The organism is Actinomyces israelii DSM 43320 (assembly GCF_000711965.1).
Taxonomy (GTDB): Bacteria; Actinomycetota; Actinomycetes; order Actinomycetales; family Actinomycetaceae; genus Actinomyces; species Actinomyces israelii.
Genome location: NZ_KL544004.1, coordinates 88,438 through 112,089, shown reverse-complemented (window position 1 = coordinate 112,089; position 23,652 = coordinate 88,438). Strand labels below are relative to the sequence as shown.

Below are 23,652 nucleotides of genomic sequence, written 5' to 3'. Positions count from 1 at the left end.
GCCGCGCCGACTGCGCCACCCTCGTGCCATGCCTTCGCCCTCCCCCGCCGGCCCCGCCCCCGGCACGCTGCACGACCCGCCCGCCGAGGCGCCGCACGCGGGCGCCCGGGCGGCCCGGGAGGCGCTGTCGCGGCCCTGGCACCTGGCCGTGCTCACGGGGCCGGACGCGGGACTCGTCCTGCCGGTGCCGGCCGAGGGCACGGTCGGGCGAGGCGAGGTGATGACCGACCCCGCCGTCTCCCGCCGCCACCTGCTGCTGGGCACCACCGCGAAGTCCGTGACCGTGGCCGACGCCGGGTCGGTCAACGGCACCCACGTGCGTCGCGGCCTCTGGTGGCGGAGCCTGGGCCGGCGACGGGCGCGCTGCCGGGCGGGCGCGCTCGTCCTGGTGGGCGACACCCTGCTGGAGGTGCGGCGCCGCCCCCACGACCTCACGGTTCCCGCGCCCGCCGGGCGCTCCCGGCGCCGCTGGGTGCGGGCGGCCGTGGTGGCGGCCGCGCTCATGCTCGTCGTCGTGGCGGCCGTCGCCATGCGCGCCACCGGGCGGGGTGCCTACGGGCTGCTGGCGGTGGCCCCCATGGTGCTCATGGCCGTCATGCGGCTGGGCTCCCCGGCCCCTGGGGGCGAGCGTGGTCGCCGCCGCCCCGCCGGCGCCGGCTGGTGCGGGCGAGACCCGGACCCGCCCTCCATGCTGCTGTCCCTGGCGGTGCGCGCCGACGAGCAGGCGGCCGCCGCCGCGCAGGACGGCCCGCGCACTGCCTGGCTCGCCCGCCGCAGGCGCGCCGACCTGCTCGAGCTGGCCGCCGGCCAGCGCACGGCGCTGACCGGTCCGTCCTCGCGGGCGGCGGTGCGGTGGTGGATCGCGCAGATCGCGGCCCGGGGACGGGCGCACGTGGCCGCCACCGACCAGGGCTATCGGCTGACCTGGGGGCGTGAGGCGGCCGCGTGCCGTGCCGAGCTGCTGGCCGCCCCCGGGGCCCCGCCGGGAAGAGCCCGCACCGTGCGCGCGGCGCCGTCGGGCGCCCCGCTCCTGGGCGAGCGGTGGTGGGAGGCGGCGGGCGAGCTCATGGGCCTCGGCTCCTCGCGCGCCTCCGCCGAGGTCGCGGCGCCCGACGAGGTCGCCCTGGAGGAGGTCACCGGGCCCGTGGATCGCGACGGTATCGGGGCGCGCTGGCGCCTCCAGGTCTCCCGCGGCGGCTCCGGCGCCCTGCCGGCGGTGCTCGGGGTCCGCGGCGGGCGGGAGGTGACGGCCGACCTGGTGGGTGACGGCCCTCATGCGCTCATGGCGGGGACGACCGGCTCGGGCAAGTCCGAGCTGCTGACCTCCTGGCTGCTCCAGCTCGCCCTCGGCCTGCCGCCCTCGCGCCTGGCCCTGATCCTGGTGGACTACAAGGGCGGGGCCGCCTTCGGGCCGCTGGCCCGCCTGCCGCACACCGCCGGGGTGCTCACCGACCTCGACCCGGCGGCGACCGCGCGGGCGCTGGCCTCCCTGGAGGCCGAGGTGCGGCGCCGCGAGCGCCTTCTGGCCGAGGCGGGGGCGAAGGACGTCAGGGCCGTGACTCCCGCCCAGGCGCCGCCCCGGCTCGTGGTGGCGGTCGACGAGTTCGCCACGCTGGCGACCCAGCACCCCGATGTCCTGGACTGCCTCGTGCGGGTGGCCGCCCAGGGGCGCAGCCTGGGAATCCACCTGGTGCTGGCCACCCAGCGGCCCGCGGGCGCGGTCTCGCCGGCCATCCGCGCCAACACGACGCTGCGCGTGTGCCTGCGCGTGCTCGACGTCGGTGACTCCCGGGACGTCCTGGGGCACGACGGCGCCGCCGCCCTCGCCCCGCACCCCGGGCGGGTCCTGGTCACGGGCGCGGGATCCGCCGACGCGGGCGGGCCGGCTCAGGCGCCCTGGTGCGGGTCCGAGGCCCACCTGGGGGCGCTCGTGGCCGAGGTGCGCGCCGCCGCCCGCACCTCCTCCCCGCCGTGGCGCCCCTGGGCTCCGCCGCTGCCGACGTCGCTGGGCGCGCAGGAGGCCGTGGCTCTCGGCCCCGCCACGGGCCCGGCAGACGGCCTGGTCCTGGCGGCCACGGACCACCCGCAGGAGCAGCGGCTGGGCCACTGGCGGTGGTCCGCGGACCAGCCCCTGGCCGTGCTCGGCTCGCCGGGATCGGGGCGCACGACGGCGGCGCTGGCGGCCGCGACCTCCGCCCTGGAGTCGGGCCTGGCCGTCTCGCTGTGCCTGGCGGGGGCCGTGCCCCCGCAGCTGGCGGCGGTTCCCGGCACCGGCCTGGGCACCGTCGTCGGGCCGGAGGACCCGCGGCGCCTGACGCGGCTGTGGTCGCTGGCCGCCGCCGGGGAGCTGGCCGGAGAGCTGGTCGTCGTCGACGACGCGGACGCGATGGCCGCCGCCGTTGACGAGGTGCTGGGCCCGGGCGAGGGGCAGGGCCTGCTCGAGCTGATGGTGCGCACGGCCCCGGCGACGGGCACGGGCCTGGTGGTGACCGCTCCGCTGGCCATGGCCGGCGCGAGGTGGGCGGCCCGGATCGGGCTGCGCCTGGTGCTGGGGGCGCCGCAGCCGGCCCAGGCGGCGGTGGCGGGCCTGCCGCGCGGGGTGGTGACGGGCTCGGGGGCGGGACGCGGCGTCATTGTCGACGGCGCCGCCGACGCGGATCGGGCCCTGGCCGTCCAGGTGATCGTGCCGCGGGCGCCCCGCAGGGCCCCGGGGCGCCCGGCGCGCCGGCTGGCCGCGATCCCCCGCACGGTGCCGCCCGGCCCGGGGACGTGGGCGGTGGGCGGGGACGGCGCCCTGCCGCTGCCGGTGCCCCGCGGGTGCGTGCTCGTGGTGGGGCCTCCGGGCTCGGGCCGCACGACCGCCCTGCGCGCCCTGCAACGGTGCCGGCACGAGACGCCGGAGGAGCTCCTGGTGGTCGACGACCTCGACATGGCCGAGGCGGCCGTGCACGTCGGGGTCGAGGAGGCCCTGCGGGCCGGGCGCTCGGTCCTGGCCTCGGCGAGCACCGAGCGCACCGTGGCGACCTACCGGGGGCCGCTGGCGACCCTGCGCGAGCGCGGCGACCTGGTCGTGCTGTGGCCCGCCCTGGGGCCCGCGTCGCAGGTGGCGGGGCGCTCCCTGCGGCCGGTGACCGACCCCCGTGCGCTGACGCTGCCGGGCCGGGGGGCCCTGGTCTCCAGGGCGAGCGCAGTCCCTCTTCAGGTCGCCGGCGACGCGGGGGCGGCTGCGGGCTGAGTCCCGGGCCGTGTCGTGAGCGCGAGGCGCCCGGGACCGAATACTCCCAGCTGTGAGCATAATGACATGCCGTCGACGCACCTCTCACCGCTGAACTCTTGCCAGGTCCCCGCACGCGTGTGAAAGTTTTCCAAGGAAGCGACGACCTGTTGCTCATTTCCGAGCACGGCTCGGACAGGCGGGCACGGGGCGGCCGCACTACGTACCCCCGAAGGGAGCCCTCATGGACTGGCGCAGCCAGGCAGCATGTCTCACCGTTGACCCGGAGCTCTTCTTCCCCGTCGGCAACACCGGCCCGGCTATCGCCCAGATCGCCGAGGCGAAGGAGGTGTGCGCCCGCTGCGAGGTCGTCGACACCTGTCTGAAGTGGGCCCTGGAGAACGGCCAGGACGCCGGCGTGTGGGGCGGCATGAGCGAGGACGAGCGCCGCTCCCTCAAGCGCCGGGCGGCTCGCGCCCGCCGCTCCTCCTGACGCCCCGCCACCAGCCCCGCCTCGCCCGTCGGACCGATCGGTCCGACGGGCGTTGTCTCATCCGGGGAGCGCCGGGCGGCCCGCGCCGTCCGCCCGGGGCGGCCAGGGCGCTCAGGTCGGGGCGAGCCGGGCCCGCACGACGACATCGGTCCCCTGCCCGCCGCGCGCGGAATCGGTCACGGGCCGCCAGTCGATGACGCCGCGCAGCTCGCCGTGCACAAGAGTGCTCACGATCCGGGTCCCCAGCCCCGTCATGACCGTGCCCGGCTCGAGGCCGACGCCGTCGTCGATCACGTGGACCGTCAGGTCGTCGCCGTCGCGCTCGGCGGTGACGGTCACCGTGCCGTCGCGGGCCTCCAGCCCGTGCTCGACGGCGTTGGTGACCAGCTCGGCGAGCACGGTGGCCAGCGCCTGGGCGGCATCGGCCTCCACCACGCCGAAGGTGCCCTCGATGTGCGTGGTCACGCGTCCGCTGGCGGTCGCCACGGCCGCGGCGCCGCGCAGCACCGAGGCGAAGACCTCGTCGAAGTCGACGGTCTCGTCCACGTTCTGGCTCAGGGCCGCGTGCACCGTCGCGATGGTGGCGACGCGGCGCTCGGCCTCGGCCAGCGCCTCGCGCGTCTCGTCGTTGGTGGCGCGGCGCGCCTGGAGGCGCAGCAGCGCGGAGACCGTCTGCAGGTTGTTCTTCACACGGTGGTGAATCTCACGGATAGTGGCGTCCTTGTTGAGCAGCGCCTGCTCGCGGCGCCGGATCTCCGAGACGTCCCGCACCAGCAGCAGGGCCCCGATGCGCCGGTCGTCACGGCGCAGGGGGATGGAGCGGATCGACAGGAACACGCCGCTGACCTCGACCTCGGCCAGCCAGGCCTGGCGGCCCATGAGCACCACCGCCATCGTCTCGTCCACGGGCGTGCGCTCGGGGATGATGGCGGGGACCGCCTCGGCGAGCACGTGCCCGTCGATCTCGTCGGTCAGCCCCAGGCGGTGGAAGCAGGAGCGCGCATTCGGCGAGGCGTAGACCACACGGCCGTCGTCATCCAGCCGGACGACGCCGTCGCCCACCCGGGGCGTGCCGTGGCGCACCCCGGTGGCGGCGCCGCGGATCGGGAAGTCGCCCTGGGCGATCATGAGGCACAGGGCGTCTGCGAGGTCCTCCTGGGCCTGGTGGACGATGCGCCCGCCCCGCATGACCCCCACCGAGGACTCCCGGGTGACCACCGCGATCGGCTCGCTGTCGCGCACCACCGGCACGTACTCCTCGCGCACGGCGGTCGTGCCCGTCCACTCCGGGTCGGCGGCGACGACGACCTGCACGCTCGTGAACGTCTCCAGCGCCAGGGCCTCGCGAACGGCGGGCATGCGCCGGCCGATGACGTCCTCGAGGTGGACGGTGGCCCCGGTGGCGGGACGGCAGTGGGCCACGGCGACGAAGCGACCGGTGTCGGTGCGGATCCACAGCACCAGGTCGGACACCGACAGATCGGCGATCACCTGCCAGTCGGCGATGAGCTGATGGAGCCAGTCGAGGTCCGCAGCAGGGAGATCGATGGCGCCGCGGGTCGAGGGAGACAGGAGGTTGGGCACAACCCGATGTTACCGGCGGCGCGAGGCCCGGTCCTCGTGGCAAGATCGCCCCATGAGGAAAACCATCTCCATGACGTACCCAGCCGACCCCCAGCGCGTTGCCACGATGCTCTCCGACCCCGCCTACCAGCAGGGCCGCGTCGACCGTTTCGGGCTCGAGGACGCCACTGTGGACGTGGCCGCGCGCGGACAGGGCTTTGTGTCCACAATCGCAGGCTCCGTGCCGCCCAGCCTCCTGCCCGCCGCCGCCAAGCGATTCGTGCGCTCCACCATCTCCTTCACCCTGGCGGAGTCCTGGGGCGAGCCCGCCGACGACGGCTCCCGCACCGGAGACATCGACATCACCCTCAAGGGCGCGCCGGTCACCGCCGGCGCCACCACCGCGATGCGCCCGGCCGGCGAGAACGCCACCGAGCTGACCATCGAGGTCGACCTGAGCGTCAGCGTCCCCCTGGTGGGGCACAAGATCGAGGAGAAGGCGATGTCGCTCACCGACCGCGCCGTCGCCGACGAGGAGGCCCGCGCCACCGCCTGGCTGGCCGAGCACTGAAAGCACTGAGACACGGGGCCGCGGGCCCAGGGCGCGTCCCCGCAGGCCGCCGTCGAGCCCTCCGGAGCGAGGCCGAACACCCTGTTCGCCCCGCTCCGGAGGGCTCGGTGGCGCTGCGGCCGGCCGCAGATCGCTGCGATTCGCTGTGGGTTACTGCGACTCAACATTCCGCCGTGCGCGAGCCTGCGTCGCATGACGCCGTCGCCGTGGCACCATCGCGCCATGAGCGAGCAGTCCGAAGTCATCACGCCGACAGAGTCCAACTCCGTGTGGGCCGAGCGCACGGGCACCCGTCAGTACCTGGGCCACAACGCCCGCGGCGCGCAGGTGCGCGTGGGCACGGGGCCCGGCGAGTTCTCCCCCGGCGAGCTCATCAAGCTCGCCCTGGGCACCTGCAACACCCTGTCGGCCGACCACCGGCTGGCCAGGGCGCTGGGCGAGGACTTCGAGGCCAACGTCGTCGTCGCGACCCTGAAGGACGACGATGAGGAGCGCTACAGCGACTTCGACGTCCAGATCGTCGCCGACTTCGCCGCCCTGACCCCCGAGCAGCGCGACACCCTCACCGCGAGGGTGGAGGCCGCTGTCGAGCGCGCCTGCACCGTCGGCCACACCATCGAGAAGGGCGCCTCGGTGCGCCTGCACCTGCTCGACGACCGGGACTGACGTCCCCGGCCCGGCTCCGGTCCCGGCGGCCCGCCCATCCGGCTCTCATTCCAGGAGGTACCCCATGGCCGCATCCGACCGCTCCACCGGTCGCTCCGCCCTCGAGCGCGCGCTCGACAAGGCACTCGCCATCCCGGCCGCCCGCATCGAGGAGCGGATCGCCCGCATGCGCCGCGACCGCCCCGGCGCCGACACGGCAGAGCTCGTCGAGCTGGCGGCCTCGCGGTTCCGCACCGAGGCCGGCCTGTCGTCCGGCGCCGTCGGGGCCTCGGCCGCGCTCCCGGTGGTGGGGGCGGGCACGGCCACGGCCCTGACCATCGGCCAGACCGCGATGTTCCTGGCCTCGGCGGTCACCTACGTGCTCACCATCGCCGAGCTGCAGGGACTGCGCGTCATCGACACCGACAGGCGCCGGGCCCTGGTGATGTCGGCCCTGCTCGGACGCGAGGGATCCGAGGCGATCCAGGGCTCGCTGGGCCTGACCACCCTGTTCTGGGCCGCCCAGTACCTGGCGCAGATGCCGCTGCCCACCGTCAAGGCCGTCAACAAGCAGCTCACGCGGCGGATGACCAAGCGGGTGGCCGCCAAGAGCGGCGCCCTTGCGCTGGGGCGCCTCATCCCCTTCGGGGTCGGCGCCGCCATCGGCTGGACCGGGGGCAGGGCCCTGGCCAACCAGGTCATCGAGGGCACCCGCTCCGCGCTCGGCCCGGCCGTGCAGCCGGCCGACCGCGCCGAGGTGATCGACGCGTGAGCCGCTCCGCGGACCGCTACCCCGCCCTGAGCGAGCTGGGGCTGCGGGCGCCCGACGGCGTCGACGTGGCCTACGAGGAGCTCCTCGCCGAGGTCCTGTCCCACGGCCTGCCCAAGGGCGACCGCACCGGGACGGGCACGCGCTCGCTGTTCGCCCGCCAGCTGCGCTACGACCTGGGGGCCGGCTTCCCGCGCATCACCACCAAGTTCGTGGCCATGAGGGCCGTCAAGGGCGAGCTGCTGTGGTTCCTGCGCGGGTCCACCAACGTGGGCTGGCTCCGCGAGCGCGGCATCACCATCTGGGACGAGTGGGCCGACGACGACGGCGAGCTCGGGCCCCTCTACGGGGCGCAGTGGCGCAGCTGGCCCACCCGCGACGGCGGGGCGATCGACCAGATCGCGAGCCTGGTCGACACCCTGCGCCACGACCCTGACTCGCGGCGCATGCTCGTGTCCGCCTGGAACGTAGGCGACCTGGGCGCCATGGCGCTGGCTCCCTGCCACGCCTTCTTCCAGTGCTACGCGGCCGGCGGGCGCCTGAGCCTGCAGGTCTACCAGCGCAGCGCCGACCTGTTCCTGGGGGTGCCGTTCAACATCGCCTCCTACGCCCTGCTGACCCACATGCTCGCCCAGCAGACCGGCATGGAGGCCGGCGAGCTGATCTGGAGTGGCGGAGACTGCCACATCTACGACAACCACGTCGTCCAGGTGCGCACCCAGCTCTCCCGGGTGCCCGCCGCCCACCCCTTCCCCGTGCTCCGCCTGAGGCCGGCGGAGTCGATCGACGCCTACACCATGGAGGACATCGACGCCTCGGCCGGCTACCTCCACCATCCCGCGATCAAGGCGCCGGTGGCCGTGTGAGCGCGCCGAGAGCCGGGCTCCCGTGAGCGGAGGGGAAGTGCGGCCCGCGGCGCCGGCGGGCGGCCTGGGCATGATCTGGGCGCAGGACGCCACCGGCCTGCTCGGCGCGCGGGGAGGGATGCTGTGGCGGGTGCCCGCGGACTTCAGGCACTTCAGGGCCACCACCATGGGCTGCGGGCTGGTCATGGGCCGCTCCACCTGGGACTCCCTGGCCGGGGCGCTGACGGGGCGCCGCAACGTGGTCCTCACCCGTGACCGCCGCTGGCGGGCCCCGGGGGCGCTGCGCGCCTCCGGCCTGCGCCAGGGCCTGGCCGCGGCCGCCCGGGGCCTGTCGGCCGAGCTCGGCGAGGACCCCCGCACGGGCGAGGCCGCGGGGCTGCCCAGGCTGTGGGTGATCGGCGGCGGGAGCGTCTATGACCAGGCCCTGGCGGCGGGGCTGCCCGATGTGCTCGTGGTCAGCGTCCTGGACCTGGACGCCGCCGAGCGGGCCCGCGAGCGCGGCCTGCCGGAGCCAGACCTGGTGCGGGCGCCGGCGGTCTGCGCCCGGCAGTGGCGCATCGACCCCGCCCGCTCCGACGCCCCGGGGACCTGGCGCCCCGTCTCCGGGGACGCCCGCTGGCGCGTGGAGACCTGGCGCCGCCTGTGAGGCCGGGGCGCCGCCCCTTTCCCGCCCCATCGCCCGGTTGTCCGCGCCCGCAGTCCGCTGGACCGGCGCGAGGAGGTGTCACCGCATGACGAACCGCCACCAAGACTTCCGTTCGAAAGTTCAGAACTTTCTAACGAAGGACTAATGTCCCTTTTTTGCAACTTTCTTGGTTGCGTACGCTTGTGTCCATCAGCCCGCCGCATAGGGTAGAAAGGAGGCATGCACACCATGGCCGCACGTCAAATGGCGATCCTCGAGACCGTTACTCGCGACGGCGAGGCATCCGTCACCGCTCTGGCCGAGGCCCTGTCAGTCTCTCAGGTCACGATCCGCAAGGATCTGGACACGTTGGAGGAGCAGGGCCTGGTACGCCGGGAACGGGGGATCGCGACGCCGGTGTCCAGCGACGATCCCGCGGGCAGGATCGCCCACCACTACGCGGCCAAGCTCCGCATCGCGCAGGCGGCGGCGGGCTCCGTCTCCGAGGGGGAGACGGTCATGATCGAGGCCGGATCGTGCTGCTCGCTTCTGGCCGGGGAGATCGCCCGCACCAAGCGCTCCTGCACCATTGTGACCAACTCGGCCTTCATCGCCGAGCACATCAGACGCCAGCCGCACGCTTCGACCATCCTGCTCGGCGGCAGCTACCAGAACGACTCCCAGGTGATGGTGGGTCCCATGATCCGCCAGGCCGTCAGTCAGTTCCTTGTCGACAAGCTGTTCATCGGAACCGACGGGTTCTCCCCCCGTGTCGGCTTCACCGGCAGGGACCAGCTCAGGGCGGAGGCCGTGCGCACCATGGCCGAGCGTGCCGAGCACGTCATCATCCTCACCGAGTCGGACAAGTTCGGCTCCCACGGCCCGGTCCCCCTGCTGGAGGCCTCCGCCGTGACCCGTGTGTGGACCGATGCGGCGATCAGCGAGCAGATGGTCGAGGAGCTGACCTCCGCGGGCGTTGACGTCTCCACGGTCGCGCCCGACGGAGCGGTGAGCGACCGCAAGGCTCGCCCCCACAGGCTCTAGTCCAGTCACCGGGCGGCAGCGAGGCCGCCCGGCCGACGCCGAGGCACGCCCGAGGCGCCATCCCGACATCCACAGCGCAGGCCCCGGCCACTGGCCGCCGGGTCCGTGACGCGCACCCGTCCTTCCACCCGTGAAGCCTCAGGGCGGCTCCAACCGGGAGCCGGCCCCGGGCCATTGCGGCCAATGGCAGGTACCTGTACCTGTCCATGATCCGCGTACCGCGAACCAGTCCAAGGAATCCGCACAGAGAGGTGCCTACTATGACTCTGACCGTACCCATTGAGCACATTGGCTCACTGCGCCGCCAGCGCGACACCCGGCCGCCCGGAACTGAGACGCTGCCCCGCAGCACCAGCTCATCCGTCTTCACGCCCACCACCCGCACCGGCTTCACCATCGGAGTCGACGTCGGCGGAACCAAGGTCGCCTACGGGCTGTTCAACGGGGAGCGCGAGCTGACCAGCCGCGTCCAGGTCCCCGCCGACCCCTCCGCCTCCCCCGAGGAGTTCCTCGACAGCATTGTCGGGACCTGCCGCGCACTGGCTGAGGACCAGGGGCTGAAGATCGACGAGCTCCGCGGCATCGGCATCGGCATGCCCTCCTACGTCCTGTACGAGGAGGGCCGGATCATCAAGACAGCCAACCTTCCGCTGCTGCACGACGTCCCGGCGCGCTCCTATCTCAGGGCCGCCCTGGGAGGGAGCGTGCGCGTCCTCATCGACAACGACGCGCACACCGGGGCGCTCGCCGAGCACCGTCACGGGGCGGGGCGGGGATTCCGGCACATGCTCTACTGCCCGGTGTCGACCGGTATCTCCTCGGGCATCATTATCAACAACGACCTCTTCCGCGGCCGCTACGGCTGGGCCGGGGAGTCGGGGCACATGATCGTCACGCCGGGCGAGGGCATCGAGTGCGGCTGCGGCAACCGCGGCTGCCTCATGTCGTACTGCTCTGGGTCCATGATCGTCAAGCATGTCCGCGCCCGTCTTGAGGCGGGCGCGGCGTCCATGATGCCCGAGCTCGCCGGGGGCGCGCAGAATATCACCGCACGCACCCTGGAAGAGGCCTGGGACGCCGACGACGAGCTGGCCCGGTGGGCGGTGGAGCAGATGGCCCGGTACATGGCGGTGTGGACCTACAACCTCTACGTGCTGCTCAATATCAACTGCTTCGTCTTCGGCGGCGGTCTGCTCAACTTCGGCGATCGGCTCTTTCCCCGCGTGCGCGAGCTCTTCGACGCCTACAACGACAACGACATGCCCGTGTACTTCAAGGAGGCCGAGCTCGGCAACGACTTCGGCATTATCGGCGCTGCGGAGCTGATGTTCCAGTGAGCACCGCCGCGCACCCCGCCGAGCAGCCGGCACCTGCACCCGAGAACCGCCCTGAGCCGCCGGAGAGCACCACTTCGAAGGGCTCCGGGTTCTCACCCCGGGGGCTGCTCGATGCGGCCATCAGTGCGATCTCGCAGATCTTCCTTCCGCTGCTCAACGCCTTGGCCGCCGCTGGCATCCTCAAGGGCCTGCTCGCGGCCCTGACCATGACCGGCCGGCTCCCCACGGAGAGCTCCGCGTACGCCGTTCTCAATGCCATGGCGGACGCGTTCTTCGCCTTCCTGCCGGTTTTCCTGGCCTTCACCACGGCGAACCTGGTCAAGGCCAACCGTTTCACCGCCGTCTTCATCGCCGTGGTGCTGCTCTACCCGAAGCTGACAGAGGCGCTCGCCGGCGGCCAGCCCGTCACCTTCGTAGGAATCCCCGTGGGGAAGGTGAACTACGCCGCCAGCGTCATCCCGATCATCTTGGCCGTCGTGCTGCTGCGCTACGTGGAGGCGGCGTGCAGGCGCCTGCTGCCCGAGGTTGTCGAGGGCCCCTTCACCCCACTGATCAGCGTCTTCGTCGTCGGCGGCGCCACCCTGGTCGCGCTGGGGCCGCTCGGCACGACGATCGGCAGCGCCCTGGCCGCCGGCTACAACTGGGTCTACGCACTGAGCCCCGTTGCCGCCGGTACGATCCTGGGAGGACTCATCCAGCTCATGGTGCTCTTCGGCTTCCACTGGGCGCTGGTGCCCATCGCAATAAGCAATATCAGCGAGTTCGGATCGGACACGATCCTGGCCTTCTTCGCCCCAGCGGTCTTCGCCCAGGCAGGCGCCTGCCTGGCCGTGTGCATCAAGACCCGCTCGCGCCCCTATCGCGCGATCTGCCTGTCCGCCGCGATGAGCGCCTGCTTCGGCATTACCGAGCCCGCCATGTTCGGCGTGACCCTTCCGCTGAAGAAGCCCCTGGTCGCCGTGTGCATCTCGGGCGCCGTAGGAGGCGCCATCGTTGGAGCCTCCGGGGCCTCCGCCATGAGCTTCGCCTTCCCGGGCCTGGCCACCCTGCCGGTCTTCCTGGGCCACGGCTTCGCCCTGATGGCCGTCGGGTGTCTGGGCGCAATGGTCCTGGCCTTCGCGCTCTCACTCATCATGCGCTTCCCCAGTGAGCCGGCAGCGCTGAAGGACGGTGAGGCGATCCGCACGTGAGAAGGCCGGACTTCCGGAAAGGCGCCTCGCACAGCCTCCGGGGCCCGGCCCCGGCCCGGGGCGGTGTCCTCGCCGCGCTCCTGCGGCGAGGACACCGTCGCCCCGGGCGCTTGAAGCCGGGCGGGAGAGTGGCGGCCCGGGGCCGGGACTGAGAGCAGACGCCTAGAAGTAGGCGGCGACGCCGTCGCCGGCCAGGGTGCGGCGGAAATCCTCCAGGTCCTCCTCGTGGAGGGCCGGCACCCCCGAGAAGCGGTACTCCCAGTCCAGCAGCTCGTACTTGCGCTCCCCGAACTGGTGGAAGGGCAGGAGCTGGACCTCCTCGACCCCCAGGCCCCGCAGGACCCGGGCGAAGCCGTGGGCGTCGTCGCGCGTGATATTGACCCCGGGGACGCAGGGGATGCGCACCACGGTGGGCACACCCCGCTCCAGGGCGCGGCGCAGGTTCGCCTTGGGCAGCGCGTCGTCCACACCGGTCCACACGCGGTGGGCGACGGCATCCCAGTGCTTGACGTCGATAAGGAGGGTGTCGATACGGTCCAGGACCTTCTCGAAGATGGCGGGGGCGCAGTACCCGGTGGTCTCGATGGCGTTGTTCAGGCCCTCGGCACGGAAGGCGTCCAGCAGGGCGACGGCGAAGCGGTGCTGGACGAGGGCCTCCCCCCCGGACAGGGTGGCCCCGCCGCCGGATTCCTCGTAGAAGGGCCTGTCCTGCATGACGACGTCGAGGACCTCCTGGACCGTCCACTGCCTGGAGTCGGGCACGAGGACCCCGGGCCGGTCGGGGTCGTGGACCTGGAGAGCCTGGAGCTTGCGGGACCCCGGGTTGGCGCACCAGGGGCAGCTCATGGGGCAGCCCTTGAGGAAGACGACGGTGCGGATACCCGGCCCGTCGTGGATGGAGAACTTCTGGATGTTGAGGACCTGCCCCCTGTCAGCCGGCACCGAGACTCCTCCGCAAGTACTTGTATCTTTCGTTCGTAAGTATATATACTTGTGCTCGAAGGGAGCAAGAGATCCGGCGAACCTCCCTCCCCCGGGCCCCACCGACCCGCCCGCGGCAGCCGGCCGCCCACAACGAGAGACAGCAGCAATGACCATCCTCCAGGCCCCCGCATCCACCCGCGGCGCCGACGCCGCCCAGGCGGCCCCCGAGCCGCACTTCGGCGCCCTCACCCCGCGCATGGCCGCCTGGCGCGACCGCCTCCTGGAGACCACGCCATCGGTCTGCGCGGAGCGGGCCACCATCACCACCCGCGTCTACCGGGAGCACGCGGCCGACCCCGTCGTCCTCAGGCGCGCCCACATGCTGCGCTCCGTCCTGGAGGGCATGAGCATCTACATCGAGCCCGAGACCCTCATCGCGGGCAACCTGGCCTCCACCAACCGGGCCAGCGCCATCATGCCCGAGTACGCGATGGACTGGGTCATCGAGGAGCTCGACGAGTTCGACAAGCGCCCCGGCGACCGCTACACCATCACCGAGGAGACCAAGCAGGCCCTGCGGGACATCGCCCCCTTCTGGGAGGGGCGGACCCTCAAGGAGCACGGGCTGGCGAACATGCCGCCGCAGGCGCGCGTCTTCTACGACCTGGGCATCATCCACCCCGAGGGCAATATCACCTCCGGCGACGCCCACATCGCGGTCAACTACCCGCGGCTCCTGGCCGAGGGCCTGGCCGCCTACAAGCGGCGCACCCGGGAGGCGCTCGACGCCCTGGACGCCACCGACGCCGAGGGCCTGAGGAAGTCCTACTTCTACCGCGCGGTCCTCATCGTCATCGACGCCGTCATCGCCTTCGCCCACCGCTACGCCGACCTGGCCGAGGACCTGGCCGCCGCCGAGCCGGCCGCCGAGCGCCGCGCCGAGCTGACCGAGATGGCGCGGATCCTGCGCCGCGTGCCCGAGCACCCGGCCACCACGCTCCACGAGGCCGTCCAGGCGGTCTGGCTCATCCAGGCGGTCCTGCAGATCGAGTCCAATGGGCACTCCCTGAGCTTTGGGCGCTTCGACCAGTACATGGGCCCCTTCTACGACGCCGACCTGGCCGCCGGCCGCATCACCCGGGACTCGGCCACCGAGCTGCTGACCAACCTGTGGCTCAAGGTCATCACCGTGGCCAAGCTGCGCAGCTGGTCCCACACCCGCTTCTCCGCCGGCGGCCCGCTCTACCAGAACGTCACCGTCGGCGGGCAGACCCGGGACGGGAGGGACGCGGTCAACGCCTTCTCCTACGTGGTGCTGCGCGCCGTCGCCCAGACCCACCTGCCCCAGCCCAACCTGACGGTGCGCTACCACCGGGGGCTGAGTGAGGAGTTCCTCTCCGAGTGCGTCGAGGTCATGCGCCTGGGGTTCGGGATGCCGGCCTTCAACTCCGACGAGGTCATCATCCCCTCGCTCATTGAGAAGGGGGTCGACCCCGCCGACGCCCGCGACTTCTCCGCCATCGGCTGCGTGGAGGTGGCCGTACCCGGCAAGTGGGGCTACCGCTGCACCGGCATGAGCTTCCTCAACTTCCCCAAGACGCTGCTGGTGGCCCTCAACGACGGCCTCGACCCGGCCACGGGCACGCGCCTGGCCCCGGCCTGCGGCCGCCTGGGGGACATGACCTCCTTCGACGAGGTCATGCGCGCCTGGGACGTAACCGTGCGCGCCTTCCAGCGGGCCGCCGTCACCCTGGACTCGGCCTGCGACCTGGCGCTGGAGGAGCTGGTGCCGGACATCCTGTGCTCGGCCCTGGTGGAGGACTGCATCGGCCGCGGCAGGCCCCTGAAGGAGGGCGGCGCCGTCTACGACTACATCTCCGGCCTCCAGGTGGGCATCGCCAACCTGGGCGACTCCCTGGCCGCCATCAAGAAGTGCGTCTTCGAGGACCGCAGCATGGGGGCCGACGAGCTGTGGGCGGCCCTGCAGTCCGACTTCGCCGGCGAGCGCGGCGAGCAGATCCGCGAGCAGCTCGTGGCGGCCCCCAAGTACGGCAACGACGACGACTACGTCGACGCCCTGCTCGTGGACGCCTACAACAGCTGCATTGACGAGATCCGCAAGAGCCGCAACACCCGCTACGGCCGCGGCCCGATCGGCGGCGTCTACTACGCCGGCACCTCCTCCATCTCCGCCAACGTCCCCCAGGGCGCCGGCACCGCCGCCACGCCCGACGGCCGCCGCGCCGGCGAGCCGCTGGCGGAGGGCTGCTCCCCCAGCCACGGCGCCGACGTCAACGGTCCCACCGCGGTCTTCAAGTCCGTGGGGAAGCTCCCCACGCACGACATCACCGGCGGAGTCCTGCTCAACCAGAAGGTCAACCCCTCCATGCTGCGCAAGCCGGAGGACCGCGCCAAGCTCATGATGATGCTGCGGACCTTCTTCAACCGCCTGGAGGGCTTCCACGTCCAGTACAACGTGGTCTCCCGCGAGACCCTCCTGGACGCCCAGGCCCACCCGGAGAAGCACCGCGACCTCATTGTCCGCGTGGCCGGCTACTCCGCCTTCTTCAACGTGCTGTCCCGGGCCACGCAGGACGACATTATCGCCCGCACGGAGCAGAGCCTCTGAGCCGGGCGGACAGGACGAGGAGCAGAAGCACGGATATGACCACCACGGGACTGGAGATCCTCTTCGACACCGCCGACCTCGCCCAGGTCGAGGCCGGCGCGGACATCTACCCCCTGACGGGGATCACATGCAACCCCAGCATTATCAAGAAGGAGGGCGCGGTGGACCTGCTGGACCACCTGCGCGCCGTCCGGAGCATCATCGGCGCCGAGCGCGGCCTGCACGTGCAGGTGATCGCCCCGAATGCCGACGGGATGCTGGCCGAGGCCCGTGCCCTCCTCGACGGCGTGGACGAGGGGGTGTACGTCAAGGTCCCGGTGACCGAGGAGGGCCTGCGCGCCATCAAGGCGCTCAAGGCCGACGGCGTGCGCGTGACCGCCACCGCCGTCTACACCCGCCTTCAGGGCACCATGGCCATTGCGGCGGGGGCGGACTACCTGGCCCCCTACGTCAACCGCATGGCCAGCCTGGATGTGGACCCCTACGCGGTGGTGGCCCACCTGGCGGCGATGGCCGACCGGGCCGGCACGGGCTCGAAGGTCCTGGCGGCGAGCTTCAAGAACGCCGGACAGGTCAACCGGGCCCTGGCCGCCGGGGCGCACGCTGTGACCGCGGCCCCCGAGGTGGTGCGCGGCGCCCTGGAGTCCGCCGACGTCACCGCCGCCCTGGCCGGCTTCACCCGGGACTGGGCGGGCACCTTCGGGCGCGAGACCCTGCTGTAGCCGGGCCGGGGAGGCCGACCCGAGCCGGGGCCCGCCGCCTTCGCGCGGTTCCGGGCCCCGGCGTCGTAGGAGAACGGTCAGGAGTACCTCTCCTCGAAGTGGCGCTCCAGGGACTCCAGGGAGTGCCCCTTGGTCTCGGGCAGGAACCTGACGTAGAAGGCCAGGGTCCCCAGGTTGACGGCCGCGAAGATGAAGAACACATTGCCCTGGACCGCCTCGATGAGATTCGGGAAGGTGAAGGTGACGATGACGTTGCCCACCCAGTTGCAGAGCACGGCGATGCCGTTGGCCAGGCCGCGCACGCGCATGGGGAAGATCTCGGAGAGCATGAGCCAGAAGGTCACGCCGATGAAGCACTGCATGAAGTAGAGGAAGGAGAGCATGAACAGCAGCACCAGGAGGCTGCGCACCATCGACTCGGGCAGCAGGAAGACCAGCCCCAGGGCGATCAGCGAGGCCACACAGCCGATCTGCCCGGTCACGATCATGCGGCGGCGCGGCAGCCGCCTGAGGAAGTAGGTGATGCCGATGTACACCGAGATCACCGAGACCGCCCCGTTGGCGATGGTCGCCACGATCGAGGCCTGCGACCCCATTCCCGTGGAGATCAGGATGGTGGGGGCGTAGTACATGATCCCGTTGACCCCGGTGAGCTGCGACAGCAGGGCCAGGCCGATGCCGATGAGGGTGATCCTGCGGATCCACGGCACCTTCAGGTCGGCCCAGGAGCCGCCGCCCATGCGGGCCTCCTCCTCGACGCGGAGCACGATGTCCTCGCCCTCCTCCTCCACCCGGTCGGGGGTGCGGACCTCGTTCAGGACGGCCCACATCTCCTCGAGGCGTCCCTTGCGGGCCAGCCAGCGGGGCGACTCGGGCAGCAGGTGGATGCCGACCCACAGCCCGATCGCCGGCAGGGTGGCCAGGACCAGCATCCACCGCCAGGCGTTGGCGCCCGGCCACACCGTGGCGATGACGGCGTTGCAGGTGTAGGCCAGGAGCTGGCCGGTGACGATCATGAGCTCGTTGCGGGAGACCATGGTGCCGCGGATCTCCACCGGTGAGAGCTCGGAGAGGTAGACCGGCACGGTTGCCGATGCCCCGCCGACGCCCCGCCGACGCCCAGCCCGAGGACGAAGCGGAAGACGGTGAGCACCGGCATGCTGGGAGCCAGCGAGCAGCCCAGCGCGCCGATGAGGAAGATGACGGCCACCATCATAATGTTGCGCCTGCGGCCGAAGCGGTCGGACAGCCTCCCGCCGCTCAGGGCCCCCAGGGCCGCCCCCACGGTCAGGGCGCTGGTGACGATCGACTCGTCGAAGGCGGTCAGCGCCAGGCCGCCCTCGGCGACCGGGTTCCTCAGGAAGGGCAGCGCCCCGGAGATGACCCCGGTGTCGTAGCCGAAGAGCAGGCCGCCCAGGGTGGCGATGGAGCGGATGGTCAGCAGACGGCGGTCGACGCCGCGCTGGTCAGGCGCGGGCCGGTCGGAGGCGGGCCGGTTGGTCGCGGCGCTCATGCGGGCGCCCCCTCGGACGGCAGGGACTCAGGCGGCAGGGAGAAGGTCCGGATGAAGTCGTCGAGGGCGTCGTCGCTGCTCCCGGTGGCGAAGGCCTCCATGGCGACAGTGCCGTGGTAGCCCATGGCCCCCAGTGCGGCGGCAACGGCGCTGTAGCTGATCTCGCCAGTGCCGGGCTGGGCGCGCCCGGGGACGTCGGCGACCTGGATCTCCCCGATCCACGGCCGGCAGGCGCGGCACAGCTCGATGAGGTTCCCCTCCCCGATCTGGGCGTGGTAGAGGTCGAGGTTCATCCGCAGGTGCGGGGAGTCGACGGCCCGGACCAGGGTGCGGGTGTCCCGGGCCAGGGCGAAGGGGCATCCGGGGTGGTCGACCGGCAGGTTGAGGTTCTCCAGGGTGAAGGTGCGGCCCGCCGCCCTTCCGAGCTCGGCCAGGCGCCGCAGGGTGTGAGCGGCGCGCAGCCAGTCCGCGGGCGTGGGGTGCTCGTTGGCGACGACGGGGATGCCGCCCTCCCCCAGCCCGGTGCCGTGGACGTTGAGGCGCGGGCAGTCGATCTTCTCGGCGGCCGCCAGGGACTGCTCGGCGGTGGCCAGCAGGCGGGCGGTGCCGTCGTCGGTGGTGAGGTCGCCCTCGATGTAGCCGGTCATGGAGACGACCTCGACGCCGTCGGCGCGCGCGGAGGCCAGGGCGTCGAGGTCCTTGGCGGACCAGTCCCACATCTCGACCTTCAGCCCGCGGGCGGCGATGCGCTGCGCGCGGTCGAGGAAGGGCAGGTCGGTGAAGATCATCTCAGCGCAGGCGGCGAGGGTGAAGGCGTTGTCGGCGGGAACGGTGACAGTGCTCATCGGGCGGCCTCCTGGGTGGCGACGATGCGGACGGGCGGAGCGGGTGACATGGTGGTTCCTTCGTCATGTGCGCGTCATGTGCGGCGGAGCCCGCGCCTCGAGGGCGGGTCCGAGGCTCCACCGGACGGCTCCGGTGCCGGCCAGTGGTGACAAGGAAACTAGCACGTTCTAGACACATAGGACCGAGGCGACGTCAAGTCTATAAATTGATAGTGATCTTTCTCAGCAATCACAACGATATATGACATGCGAGTCTCGCGATAACGTTCTAGATTTCTAGCTGATACAGTTGCTCCCGTAATGCTCCGCCGTCGCTCAGCGGAACGCCGGGCGACGGCGCAGTCGAAGAGAGGCGGGAAAGCCGTGACGAAAAAGCCACGAGAGGGCGGGCGCTCACGGGGGCGCGCCCGGAAGGTGACGCTCGTCGATGTCGCCCGCGAGGCCGACTGCTCGGTCTCCCTGGCCTCGATCGTCATGCGGGACGCCGCCGGGGCCTCGCAGGAGACTCGGCGCCGGGTCAAGGCGGTCGCCGCGCGCCTGGGCTACCGACCCGACCAGCGGGCGCGCGCCCTGCGATCGGCGCGCTCGGGGCTCATCGGGGTCACCTTCGGGGTGCACCAGCCCTTTCACGCCGAGATCATCGACGGCCTGTACGCGGCCGCGGAGGCCAGCGGGCACGAGCTGGTGCTGTCCGCCGTGGTCGGACCGGTCGATGACCGGCGGGCCGCCGAGACCCTTCTGCGCGACCGCTGCGAGGCGCTGATCATGGTCGCCCCCGCGTTCGGCACCGCCCGTCTGCGCATGCTGGCCGCCGAGGTCCCCGTCGTCGCGGTCGCCCGCCCGCTGTCCTGCCCCGGCGTCGATGTCGTGCGCATCGACGACCGCGGCGGCATCGCCATGGCGGTCGACCACCTCGTGGGCCTCGGGCACCGGCGCATTGTGCACGTCGACGGCGGGACCGCGCCGTCGAGCCCCGAGCGGCGGGCCGGCTACCTGGAGGCGATGGCGGCGCACGGCCTGAGCGCGCAGGCCTCGGTCCTGCCCGGCGGACTCGAGCAGGAGCACGGGGCGCATGCGGCCGCCGAGCTCCTCGAAGAATCCGGCCACGAGCTGCCGACGGCGATCACGGCCTTCAACGACCGGGCGGCCTTCGGCCTCCTCCAGGGGCTGCTCATGGCGGGCGTGGACGTGCCGGGGCGGGTCAGCGTGATCGGCTTCGACAACGCCCGCCGCTCCGATGCCGCTCTCGTCCCGCTGACGACCATCGACCAGAACCCGGGTCTTATGGCCCGGCTCGCGCTGGAGCGGGCGATCGGGCGCGCCGCAGACCAGTATCTGCCCACCGAGCAGGTGCTGGTCCCCCGCCTGATCGAGCGGGCCTCGACGGCCCCGCCCGCCGGGGCCGATCGCCGGTGGACCGGCATCAGCCCCCGACCAGGCCCTGCTCCTTGAGCCAGTCGGAGGCGATGACGCCCGAGCCGACCTTCTCCTCGGTGGAGCGGGCATTGAGGGCACGCAGCTCCTCAATGCCCAGACGCGCCGAGACCGTGTCAATGGCCTGAGCGGCGCCGACGGCGAGGGTCCTGCGCACCAGCGGGGTGACGTTCTCCGGGAGGATGAGGCCCTTGGGGTCCTCCAGCACGACGAGGCCGTTGTCCACGATGGCCGGGCTGGAGCTGGGGATATTGGCCGCGTCCACGGTGCCGTCGGTCAGCGCCTTGACTGTGAGCGGGCCCCCGGTGTCCTCCACCGGCTCGACCTTGGCGTCCACGCCGTAGGCGGACTTCAGCCCGCTCGGCCCGTAGGGGCGGGTGGACAGCTCGGAGTTCGCGGCGACCATCACGGTTCGCCCGAGCTTGGCGAGGTCCGCGATGGAGGTCAGGCCGTGGGCGTCGGCGGCCTGACGGGTGACCGTGTAGGTGTCCTGGTCGGTGGCCTCGGCCGAGGCCAGGATGGTCAGACCCCCGGGCAGGACCGCGAGCAGCTCGGCGCGCACGGAGTCGGCGTCGGCCGCCGTCCCGGTCCCGGCGTCGGAGACCGTACCGGTGGGCGCCTCCGCGGAGGCCCCGGTGGTGGCCTGGTCCTTGCTGGTGTAGTACTGGAGGAGGTTGCCGCCGTACTCGGGGATGACGTCGATGTCGCCGGACTCGAGCTGGGGCAGGTAGATCTCGCGCTGCCCGATCTGGTAGGTGCGCGTGACCGTGTAGCCGGCCTCCTCCAGGATCTGGGCGTAGAGCTCGGCGATGATCTCATTGGAGAAGTACTGCTGACTGCCCACGACAATGGGCCCGTTCCCCCCGCTGCCGCCGCGCTCAGAGGCGAAGGGGTCCTTGCCGAGACCGCAGGCGCCGAGCGCGCCGCCCAGAGCAGCCAGGCCCGTCCCGGAAAGAAGACGGCGGCGGGTGGTGGAGAGCATCAGGAGTCCTTCCTGTGGCGCGTGCCGGCCGGTGCGACGGCTCGTTGAACGGTACTGAAGACGGCCTCGGAGAACAGTGCCAGGACGACGACCAGAAGGGAGGCCACGAGCATCATGGTGTACTCCTGGGTCTTGAGGCCGAGGAACATGAGACTGCCGAGCCCGCCCGCGCCGGTGTAGGCGGCCAGGGTCGCGGTGGCGATGACCTGGAGGCTGGCCGAGCGCAGCCCGCCGACGAGCTGGGGCGCTCCGAGGGGGATCTCGACGCGGACGAGCACCTGGGCCTCGCTCATGCCGCTGGCGCGGGCGCCGTCGACGGCCATGTGGTCGGCGGCCTCGATGCCCGTGTAGGCGCCCGCCAGCACACTGGGGAGGGCCAGGATGACCAGGGCGAGCAATGGCGCGCGCAGACCGATGCCCAGCGCCAGGCCGAACAGGGTGATCAGGCCCAGCGTCGGCAGGGCGCGCACGGCCCCGGAGACGGCCACGGCCAGGCCCCGCCCCCTGCCGGTGTGGCCCACCCACCATCCCAGCGGCACCCCGATGATCGCGGAGACGCCCACGCCCAGCAGGGAGTAGCCCACGTGCTGGGCAATGAGAGTGCCGAGGCCCATGGCACCGGTCCAGTGGTCGGCGTCCAGGATGTAGTCGAGGGTGCTCTCAAGGTAGTTCATGCGTCCTCCTGGTCGGCCTGCGCCCCGGCGCGCCGGCCGCGGGTCCAGGGCATGAGCACCCGTCCTCCCAGGACGACCAGGCCGTCGAGGACGAGGGCCAGCAGCACCGTGATCACCAGGCCGGTGAGGATCTCCGCGGTCAGGCCGCGCTGCAGACCCTCGGTGAAGAGCCAGCCCAGGCTGCGCACGCCCAGCACCGCCCCGACCGTCGTCAGGGACACCGTGGAGACGGTCACCACCCTCAGCCCGGCCAGGATGGCGGGGCCGGCCAGCGGCAGCTCGACGGTGAGGAAGCGGCGCACCGTCCCCATGCCCACGGCCGTGGCGGCGTCGCGCACGCGCTGGTCGACCGCCTCGAGGGCCTCGACGGCGGTCGGTACGAGCAGCGCCAGCCCGTAGAGGGTCAGGGCGACCACGACATTGGCGACGTCGCGGATCCCCGTGCCCAGCACGAGCGGGAGGATGACGAACATGGCCAGGGAGGGGACGGCGTACATCAGCGAGGCCCCGGAGACGATGAGCGCCCGCAGGGGCGCGACCCGCTGCGCCAGGCGCGCCAGGGGCAGGGACAGCACGAACGTGGCCAGGACCGCCGGGACCACCTGCAGGAGGTGGGCGATCAGGTGGGCCTCCACCTGCGGGATGTTGGCGAGCAGCCAGCTCACGTGCCGACCGCCTCGTGAGCGCGGGCCCGCCCAGCTGCCTGCTCGGCGGCGGAGGCGTCGTCCAGGACGCCCAGCGTCCTCCCGGCCGCATCCTGGACGACCCGCTTCCCGGCGACCTCGCGCAGGCGCAGCGCGCGCTCGGAGTCGTCCAGGCCGAGGAAGCGGGCGACGAAGCCGTCGGCGGGGGCGGCCACGAGCTCGGCGCCGGTGCCCCGCTGAGCGATGTTGGCGCCCTCGCTCAGCAGGATGATCTCGTCGCCGAGCAGCAGGGCCTCGTCGACGTCGTGGGTGACGAAGACAATGGTCTTGGCCAGGTCCGCCTGGATGCGGAGGAGCTCGCGCTGCAGCTCGCGGCGCACCAGCGGGTCGACGGCGCCGAAGGGCTCGTCCATGAGCAGGACGCCGGGATCGGCGGCCAGCGCCCGGGCCACCCCGACGCGCTGGGCCTGCCCGCCGGAGAGCTGGTGGGGGTAGCGCTGGGCGAGCTCGCGGTCCAGGTCCAGCATGTCCATGAGCTCCAGGGCGCGCGTGCGGGCGGCCCGGCGATCGGTTCCGTTCAGGCGGGGCACGAGGATGATGTTGTCGAGAACCCGGCGGTGCGGGAGCAGGCCGGCGGTCTGCATGACATAGCCGATGGAGCGCCGCAGCGCGACGGGATCGCGCTCGCGCACGTCCTGGCCGTCGAGCAGAATGCGCCCGCCGGTGGGCTCGACCATGCGGTTGACCATGCGCAGCAGGGTCGTCTTGCCGCAGCCGGAGGAGCCGAGCAGAACCGTGATGGTGCCCACGGGCAAGCAGGCGGAGAAGGACTCGACGGCCGGCGGGGCGTCCCTCCGCCCGCCCGCGAGTGCGGGATAGCGCTTGGTGACGGCGTCGAACTCGATGGTGCTGGCCGTGTGGGCCACGCCGGGGGCAGAACTCACGCTCGGGGTCTCCCTTCCGCGTGC

The 23,652-nt window shown here is 72.4% G+C and carries 22 protein-coding genes; 13 read left to right on the top strand and 9 right to left on the bottom strand.

Annotated elements, in window-relative coordinates:
- The first annotated feature begins 28 nt into the window (after positions 1 to 28).
- Positions 29 to 3,235: an FHA domain-containing protein gene (locus O145_RS16270; RefSeq protein WP_043564852.1), complete on the top strand. Its 3,207-nt coding sequence runs from the start codon at positions 29 to 31 to the stop codon at positions 3,233 to 3,235.
- Between the two features lie 223 nt (positions 3,236 to 3,458).
- Positions 3,459 to 3,707: a WhiB family transcriptional regulator gene (locus O145_RS16265; RefSeq protein WP_008729815.1), complete on the top strand. Its 249-nt coding sequence runs from the start codon at positions 3,459 to 3,461 to the stop codon at positions 3,705 to 3,707.
- A 111-nt stretch (positions 3,708 to 3,818) separates the two neighbouring features.
- Here O145_RS16265 and O145_RS16260 read toward each other — a convergent pair whose 3' ends face one another.
- A complete protein-coding gene (locus tag O145_RS16260; protein WP_043564850.1) occupies positions 3,819 to 5,291 on the bottom strand; it encodes a sensor histidine kinase in 1,473 nt (490 codons plus the stop codon).
- A gap of 52 nt (positions 5,292 to 5,343) precedes the next feature.
- Between O145_RS16260 and O145_RS16255 the strand changes: the two genes are divergently transcribed.
- From O145_RS16255 to O145_RS16220, 8 genes are all read left to right on the top strand, one after another.
- Positions 5,344 to 5,841: a DUF2505 domain-containing protein gene (locus O145_RS16255; protein WP_043564848.1), complete on the top strand. Its 498-nt coding sequence runs from the start codon at positions 5,344 to 5,346 to the stop codon at positions 5,839 to 5,841.
- A gap of 222 nt (positions 5,842 to 6,063) precedes the next feature.
- Complete coding sequence (locus O145_RS16250; RefSeq protein WP_043564846.1) at positions 6,064 to 6,507, top strand: OsmC family protein; 444 nt, start codon at positions 6,064 to 6,066, stop codon at positions 6,505 to 6,507.
- Positions 6,508 to 6,571: 64 nt separating this feature from the next.
- Positions 6,572 to 7,258 (top strand): hypothetical protein, encoded by a 687-nt coding sequence (locus O145_RS16245; protein ID WP_043564844.1) that lies wholly within the window; start codon positions 6,572 to 6,574, stop codon positions 7,256 to 7,258.
- A complete protein-coding gene (locus O145_RS16240; RefSeq protein ID WP_043564842.1) occupies positions 7,255 to 8,121 on the top strand; it encodes a thymidylate synthase in 867 nt (288 codons plus the stop codon). The genes O145_RS16245 and O145_RS16240 overlap by 4 nt, the downstream gene beginning before the upstream one ends.
- Positions 8,122 to 8,191: 70 nt before the next feature.
- Positions 8,192 to 8,767, top strand: a complete 576-nt coding sequence (locus tag O145_RS16235) for a dihydrofolate reductase (RefSeq protein ID WP_043564907.1) — start codon at positions 8,192 to 8,194, stop codon at positions 8,765 to 8,767.
- Between the two features lie 228 nt (positions 8,768 to 8,995).
- Positions 8,996 to 9,790 carry a DeoR/GlpR family DNA-binding transcription regulator gene (locus O145_RS16230; RefSeq protein ID WP_043564905.1) on the top strand — a complete coding sequence of 265 codons (795 nt, stop codon included), beginning with the start codon at positions 8,996 to 8,998 and terminating at the stop codon, positions 9,788 to 9,790.
- A gap of 260 nt (positions 9,791 to 10,050) precedes the next feature.
- Positions 10,051 to 11,127 carry an ROK family protein gene (locus tag O145_RS16225; protein ID WP_043564840.1) on the top strand — a complete coding sequence of 359 codons (1,077 nt, stop codon included), beginning with the start codon at positions 10,051 to 10,053 and terminating at the stop codon, positions 11,125 to 11,127.
- Positions 11,124 to 12,317, top strand: coding sequence for a PTS transporter subunit EIIC (locus tag O145_RS16220; protein ID WP_229118650.1), 1,194 nt, complete (start codon positions 11,124 to 11,126; stop codon positions 12,315 to 12,317). Before O145_RS16225 ends, O145_RS16220 begins: the two co-directional genes overlap by 4 nt.
- Positions 12,318 to 12,479: 162 nt before the next feature.
- On the opposite strand, the gene O145_RS16215 is transcribed toward O145_RS16220, so the two are convergent.
- Entirely contained in the window at positions 12,480 to 13,259 is a 780-nt protein-coding gene (locus O145_RS16215) for a 4Fe-4S cluster-binding domain-containing protein (protein WP_043564839.1), read from the bottom strand.
- A gap of 148 nt (positions 13,260 to 13,407) precedes the next feature.
- Here O145_RS16215 and O145_RS16210 point away from each other — a divergent pair, with 148 nt between their 5' ends.
- Entirely contained in the window at positions 13,408 to 15,870 is a 2,463-nt protein-coding gene (locus tag O145_RS16210; RefSeq protein ID WP_084682694.1) for a glycyl radical protein, read from the top strand.
- Positions 15,871 to 15,905: 35 nt separating this feature from the next.
- Complete coding sequence (locus O145_RS16205) at positions 15,906 to 16,592, top strand: fructose-6-phosphate aldolase (RefSeq protein ID WP_229118649.1); 687 nt, start codon at positions 15,906 to 15,908, stop codon at positions 16,590 to 16,592.
- A 77-nt stretch (positions 16,593 to 16,669) separates the two neighbouring features.
- Here the strand turns inward: O145_RS16205 and O145_RS16200 are convergent, their stop codons facing one another.
- The 3 genes from O145_RS16200 to O145_RS16195 are packed head-to-tail and all read right to left on the bottom strand — an operon-like array spanning position 16,670 to position 18,950.
- Complete coding sequence (locus O145_RS16200; protein ID WP_267489948.1) at positions 16,670 to 17,677, bottom strand: MFS transporter; 1,008 nt, start codon at positions 17,675 to 17,677, stop codon at positions 16,670 to 16,672.
- On the bottom strand, positions 17,605 to 18,105 hold the full coding sequence (locus O145_RS19705) for an MFS transporter (protein ID WP_267489947.1): 501 nt from the start codon (positions 18,103 to 18,105) through the stop codon (positions 17,605 to 17,607). Before O145_RS19705 ends, O145_RS16200 begins: the two co-directional genes overlap by 73 nt.
- Positions 18,102 to 18,950, bottom strand: coding sequence for a TIM barrel protein (locus O145_RS16195; protein WP_052375329.1), 849 nt, complete (start codon positions 18,948 to 18,950; stop codon positions 18,102 to 18,104). The genes O145_RS19705 and O145_RS16195 overlap by 4 nt, the downstream gene beginning before the upstream one ends.
- A 363-nt stretch (positions 18,951 to 19,313) precedes the next feature.
- Between O145_RS16195 and O145_RS16190 the strand changes: the two genes are divergently transcribed.
- The gene (locus O145_RS16190) at positions 19,314 to 20,402 is read left to right on the top strand and encodes a LacI family DNA-binding transcriptional regulator (RefSeq protein ID WP_229118648.1); all 1,089 of its coding nucleotides are present in this window, start codon (positions 19,314 to 19,316) and stop codon (positions 20,400 to 20,402) included.
- Here O145_RS16190 and O145_RS16185 read toward each other — a convergent pair.
- From O145_RS16185 to O145_RS16170, 4 genes are read right to left on the bottom strand one after another with little or no spacing between them, the layout of a single operon-like run.
- Positions 20,374 to 21,366: an ABC transporter substrate-binding protein gene (locus O145_RS16185; RefSeq protein WP_043564837.1), complete on the bottom strand. Its 993-nt coding sequence runs from the start codon at positions 21,364 to 21,366 to the stop codon at positions 20,374 to 20,376. The genes O145_RS16190 and O145_RS16185 overlap by 29 nt on opposite strands.
- Complete coding sequence (locus tag O145_RS16180) at positions 21,366 to 22,040, bottom strand: ABC transporter permease (protein ID WP_043564835.1); 675 nt, start codon at positions 22,038 to 22,040, stop codon at positions 21,366 to 21,368. Before O145_RS16180 ends, O145_RS16185 begins: the two co-directional genes overlap by 1 nt.
- Positions 22,037 to 22,705, bottom strand: a complete 669-nt coding sequence (locus O145_RS16175; protein ID WP_043564834.1) for an ABC transporter permease — start codon at positions 22,703 to 22,705, stop codon at positions 22,037 to 22,039. Before O145_RS16175 ends, O145_RS16180 begins: the two co-directional genes overlap by 4 nt.
- On the bottom strand, positions 22,702 to 23,628 hold the full coding sequence (locus O145_RS16170; RefSeq protein WP_229118647.1) for an ABC transporter ATP-binding protein: 927 nt from the start codon (positions 23,626 to 23,628) through the stop codon (positions 22,702 to 22,704). Before O145_RS16170 ends, O145_RS16175 begins: the two co-directional genes overlap by 4 nt.
- Positions 23,629 to 23,652 lie beyond the last annotated feature (24 nt).